Genomic DNA, 5,059 nt, shown 5'->3' with positions numbered 1-5,059 from the left:
GAGAGCTCACGATGATTGTGTGGCGCAAGCGTGAGGACAATCCCTGGCTCCATGCCGCCGAGCTGTGCGTGAAGGAAATCGTGCCCGTTGTCTCACATGAAGAGACAAATCAGGTCCATTGCGGTCCGGGGCCGTTCTCGATGGCCGGTCCCGACATGATGAGCGACATGCTCAGCGGCGTCGGCTTCGAGCGCGTGCGCTTCGAGCGATTCGATGCCGACATCTGCATCGGACGCGATCTCGACGAATCGGTGGAGTTCGCCATGGCGCTTGGTCCGGCCGGCGAGATCATCCGCCTTGCCGGCGACGAGGGCGTCAAACGCAAGGACAAGGTCGTGAGCGCGCTGCGCGAGACGATGGGCCAGTTCAAGCGCGACGACGGAATCTGGGCGCCCTCAAGCACGTGGATCATCTCCGCGCGCAATCCCGCCTAGACAGAGAATATCCAAAGAAATCCAAAAGGCCGGGCACAATGCCCGGCCTTTTTAGTTGTTGTTGCGGTTTATCCCAGCACCAGCGGGAGGACGAGTTGCCGCCCGTATTCGCGCACCGCTTCCTCGTTGTCGAGGTCGATGCAGCTTCCCGGCGTGAGCACGAAGGAGAGCCCGAGGCGCATGATCGTCTCGGCCAGCGCGTCGGCGCTGCGGGCGGCGGCTGCGTTGCGTCCGCGGCGAAGGTGACCCGCCAGATAGACGCGCGCGACGCTGAGCACCGGGCCGGCGCCGACCGTCAGATACGAGAGCGCCAGCTCGGGATCGGTCTGCAGGATGCGGGAGATGAGCGCGTTGTTTCGGACCAGCAACACCGCGCGGGTGAAGCCGTCCAGGACGCGCTTTTCCACCGGGTCGTCGCGGTCCACGGCCTCTTCGACGCTCTCGATAAAGCGTGCACACTCGCGAACGAAGACCGCCTGCATGAGCGCCCCCTTGTTGGGAAAACGCCGGTAGATGGTCACGCGGGCAATGCCGGCGCGGCGGGCGACGTCCTCCACGGCGGTGCGGCGCAGGCCGAATTCCATGAACTCTTCCTGCGCGGCATCAAGGATGGAACTCGTCACCTCGTCGGCCTTGCTCTGGGGCCCCCTTTCGAAGAGGGCCGTGAGGTTCTCGAGGGCTTCGGGGAGGGTTGTGCTCTGTGATACATCCATACGATTTATGTATCATTGTGCCTTCGGTGCATGCAAGCCCAAAGTTATAAGGCGCCCGAAGGGGCGCCCTGGCGTTCTGAAATGCACGCTGCTCCCCTATGGCGTGCTGTGCTGGAGGATGTGTTCACGAATCCCGGCCCGGATGCCCTCGTGCTGAAGCGCCAGGACCAGATGCCCGCCCTGATCGAAGCGTACCAGTCTGGCGTCAGGGATTTTCGCCGCTGCGAATTCGGCATTGTGAACCAACTGCAGGGTGTCGTCGTCGGCGTGAAAAATAAGCGTCGGCGCCCGGATCGCAGCAATTCTCTCACCGGGAAGAGCCGCGCGGTTGTCGAACATCACACCTGCCAGTCGCGGACCGGTGGGCATCATTTCGTCGATGATGCGGTCAATGATCCGGCGTTGTTCGGTGGAGAGTTTCTGAGTCACCGATTCCGGGGCGCCCATCAGCTCCATGAACGTGCCCCTGAACAGGCGGGTCAGGCCCCAATAGAGCCAATTGTGCCTGAAGACGGTAACCAGCGCGTTGCCTTTTTCATTGGCACCTTCCTGCTCGCCCGAGCGCACGCTGGCCACGCCGGCCGATACAAGCGTCAGCGACGTCACGCGCTCGGGATGTAGCGCCGCAAAAAGCAGGGCGGATGGCCCGCCATGGGAAAACGCCACAACGCCGACGCGCTTAATGCCCAGGTGGTCCAGAAGTGCGGCGTAGGCGTGTGCCTGCTCATCAAACGTGGCTCCTTCACGATGGGTCGAACGCAGGTAACCAAATCGTGAAGGCGCGATCCAGTGAAAACCGGGAGTGAGAAAGTAATCGGCGATGAGTGTGCCCTGATCGAAACCGCCGCCACTGCCATGCACGATCAGAACCGGTGGGCCCTCACCACCCTGACTAAATTCTATCTGTCCGTAAGCGGAAGGGACGATTGTGCTTCTGCCATTGATTCGGGCAAGCGCCTGCCGCGTATCACGGCGATAAGCAGTGAAGGCAAGAATGGATACAATGACGACCAGCCCGAAGGCGATGTAGATCACAGCTCTGATTGTGCTTCGTGGCATTGGTATGACTCGGGCCAGCCCATTGACCTGCCAGGAAGCCCGGCTGGTCTATTCCACGATCTGCCCGTCGCCGTAGACGATGAACTTCTCGGTGGTCAGTCCCTCGATTCCCATGGGGCCGTAGGCATGGAGCTTGGTGGTCGAGATGCCGATCTCGGCTCCCAGGCCCAGGCGCTGGCCGTCGGCGAAGCGGCTCGAGGCGTTCACGAACACGCAGCTCGAAGTGACCTTGCGCAGGAATTCCTGCGTGGCGCTGTAGCTCTCGGTCACGATCACCTCGGTGTGGTCCGAGCCGTACTGCTGGATGTGGGCGACGGCTTCGTCGAGGCTCTTCACGACGCGGATGGCGATGATGAGATCGAGGAACTCGGCGTAGTAGTCGTCTTCGGTGGCGGCCTTGTGGGGGACCTCGCCCAGCAGCGGGGCGGCCGTGCCGCAGGCGCGCAGCTCCACGCCCGCGTCGACGAGGGCCTTGCCCACCTTGGGCAGGATCTTCGGCGCAATATCGCCGTGGACGAGCAGGGTCTCGGTTGCGTTGCACACGCCCGGGCGCTGCACCTTGCCGTTGACGGCCAGCGCGGTCGCCATGTCGAGGTTCGCGTCCTTGTCGATATAGGTGTGGCACACGCCCTTGTAGTGCTTGATGACGGGAATGCGCGAGTTCTCGGCGACAAAACGGATCAGCCCCTCGCCGCCGCGGGGGATGATGAGGTCGATGAGCTCTTCGAGCTTGAGCATTTCGAGGACGGCCTCGCGGTCGGTGACCTGCACCACCTGCACGGCGTCGCCGGCAATTCCTTGCGAATCGAGCGCGGCCTGCAGCACCTTGGCCACGGCGCGGTTGGAATGGATGGCCTCACTGCCGCCGCGCAGGATGACCGCGTTACCGGCTTTCAGACACAGGCCGGCGGCGTCGGCGGTCACGTTGGGGCGCGACTCATAGATGATGCCGATGACGCCCAGCGGAATGCGCATGCGCCCCACGCGCATCCCGTTGGGACGCACGATCATGCCGCGCACGCTGCCCACGGGATCGTCGAGCTGGGCGACTTCGCGAAGGCCCTGGGCCATGGAGTCGATCACCTTGTCCGAGAGACGCAGCCGGTCGATCATCGCGGGCGAGAGTCCCTTCTCTTCGCCGGCCTTGAGGTCTTTCTCGTTCTCGCTCTGAAGCTCGGCGCGCGCGGCTTCGAGGCCCGCGGCCATGGCCAGCAGGGCTCCGTTCTTCTGCGTGCTGCTCAACGTGGCCAGCGTGCGGCTGGCCGCACGGGCGCGCTTTGCAATGGATTCCATCTCTTGTGCAAGGCTCATCACTGTGCTCCCAAAAACTGCTTAATGGTCTTCGTCACAAACCGGCTGATGGCCCTTGGTGATGACCATGTCGTCGCGGTGAATGACTTCGTCGTAATACTTATAGCCCAGAATCTCCTCGATCTCGCCGGTCTTGTGCCCTGCGATCTCGCGAAGGTCGTCGCTGGTGTAGGTGACCAGGCCGCGGGCGATCTCGGCGCCGCCGACGGCTTTGACCCGCACGGCCTCGCCCACGCCGAAGTCGCCGAGCACTTCAATGATGCCCGAGGGCAGCAGGCTCCCCCCGTTGCCGGTGAGCGCCTTGACCGCGCCTTCGTCGACGATGATGTCGCCGGTCGGCTCCACCGAGCAGGCGATCCAATGCTTGCGAAGACCGATGCCCTCACCGCCGGCAAAGAATGTGCCGATGTTCTCGCCGGCCAGGATGCGGCCGAGCACGTCGCTTTCGAACCCGCACGCAATCACCGTGGCCGCTCCCGAGAGAGCGGCCATGCGCGCGGCTTCGAGCTTGCTCACCATGCCGCCAATGCCCACGTCGCTCTTGGTGGTATCGGCCTGGCGAAAGTGGACCTGCGTGAGCTGGTCGATGAACTCGTAGCGCCTCGCGCCCTCGACGCGGTTGGGATCGGCGTCATAGAACCCGTCGATGTCGGAGAGAATGACCAGCAGGTCGGCGCCGATGAGGTTCGTGACGTGGGCGCTCAGGCGGTCGTTGTCGCCGAACTTGATCTCTTCGACGGCCACGGTGTCGTTCTCGTTGATGACGGGCAGCACGCCGCCGAGTTCGAAGAGCGTGAGCAGCGTGTTGCGCGCGTTGAGGAAGCGGCGGCGGTTTTTCAGGTCGTCGGCCGTGAGCAGAATCTGCGCGACCTTGAGGCTGTGATCGGCGAGGCGCTTCGAGTATTCGCGCATCACCACGGCCTGTCCGGCGGCGGCGCTGGCCTGTTTGAGCGGGATGGTGCGTGGGCGCTCCTTGAGCCCCAGCTCGAAGCGGCCGGCGGCAATGGCGCCCGAGGAAACCAGCGCGACCTGGTGGCCGGCCTTGATGAGGGCGGAGAGCTGCGCGCTGAGCGCGTCGAAGGACTCCGGGCTCAGCGCGCCCTCGCGGGCGAGCACCTGGGAGCCAACTTTCACGACGATGCGGCGCACGTCTTTCAGATGTTTCTTGCGATCACTCATGGATCAGGTTCGTATCCCGCGCTTCCTGTTCTTCGGCCTGGGCCTGTTCGCGCGCCCTGGCCAGTTCTTCCTTGGTTGCGAAGAGTAGCGCGTCCAGGCCCTCGCCGGTAACGGAGGAAATGGTGAAGACGGGCAAATCCATCTTCGCAAAGTGCTCGCGCACCTCGCTCACGCGCGCCGCATCGGGGGCGGTGTCCATTTTGGTGAGCGCCACGAGCGTGCGGCGCTCGGAGAGCTCGGGGTTGTGGCGCTCGAGCTCCTCATGGAGGATGCGAAAGGCCTTGATGGGGGAGGGCTCCACCTCCGGCGTCATATCCAGCAGATAGATCAGCACGCGGCAGCGCTCGATGTGGCGCAGGAACT

The 5,059-nt window shown here is 63.7% G+C and carries 6 protein-coding genes; 1 reads left to right on the top strand and 5 read right to left on the bottom strand.

Translation table 11 applies throughout. The features are described from left to right. Positions 1-434: methyltransferase type 11 (locus KDH09_19620; protein ID MCB0221916.1), on the top strand; the 434-nt coding region annotated here is incomplete at its 5' end. Between the two features lie 68 nt (positions 435-502). On the opposite strand, the gene KDH09_19615 is transcribed toward KDH09_19620, so the two are convergent. The 5 genes from KDH09_19615 to KDH09_19595 form a co-directional block, all read right to left on the bottom strand. After that, the gene (locus KDH09_19615) at positions 503-1,147 is read right to left on the bottom strand and encodes a TetR family transcriptional regulator (protein ID MCB0221915.1); all 645 of its coding nucleotides are present in this window, start codon (positions 1,145-1,147) and stop codon (positions 503-505) included. 96 nt (positions 1,148-1,243) lie between these two features. Continuing rightward, positions 1,244-2,182, bottom strand: coding sequence for an alpha/beta hydrolase (locus tag KDH09_19610; GenBank protein MCB0221914.1), 939 nt, complete (start codon positions 2,180-2,182; stop codon positions 1,244-1,246). A gap of 72 nt (positions 2,183-2,254) precedes the next feature. Continuing rightward, on the bottom strand, positions 2,255-3,517 hold the full coding sequence (locus KDH09_19605) for a glutamate-5-semialdehyde dehydrogenase (protein ID MCB0221913.1): 1,263 nt from the start codon (positions 3,515-3,517) through the stop codon (positions 2,255-2,257). Positions 3,518-3,538: 21 nt separating this feature from the next. Next, positions 3,539-4,696: a glutamate 5-kinase gene (locus tag KDH09_19600; GenBank protein ID MCB0221912.1), complete on the bottom strand. Its 1,158-nt coding sequence runs from the start codon at positions 4,694-4,696 to the stop codon at positions 3,539-3,541. Continuing rightward, a partial coding sequence (locus KDH09_19595) for a GTPase ObgE (protein ID MCB0221911.1) occupies positions 4,689-5,059 on the bottom strand: 371 nt, incomplete at its 5' end. The genes KDH09_19595 and KDH09_19600, both read right to left, overlap by 8 nt.

The organism is Chrysiogenia bacterium, assembly GCA_020434085.1.
Lineage (GTDB): Bacteria > JAGRBM01 > JAGRBM01 > JAGRBM01 > JAGRBM01 > JAGRBM01.
The sequence above is the reverse complement of the archived record's forward strand: the minus strand, read 5'-3'. Positions and strand labels throughout refer to the sequence as shown.

Excerpts from the sequence above, each read along its gene's own strand:
- KDH09_19600 (MCB0221912.1), bottom strand. The coding sequence starts at position 4,696 with ATGAGTGATCGCAAGAAACATCTGAAAGACGTGCGCCGCATCGTCGTG.
- KDH09_19615 (MCB0221915.1), bottom strand. The coding sequence starts at position 1,147 with ATGGATGTATCACAGAGCACAACCCTCCCCGAAGCCCTCGAGAACCTC.
- KDH09_19605 (MCB0221913.1), bottom strand. The coding sequence starts at position 3,517 with ATGAGCCTTGCACAAGAGATGGAATCCATTGCAAAGCGCGCCCGTGCG.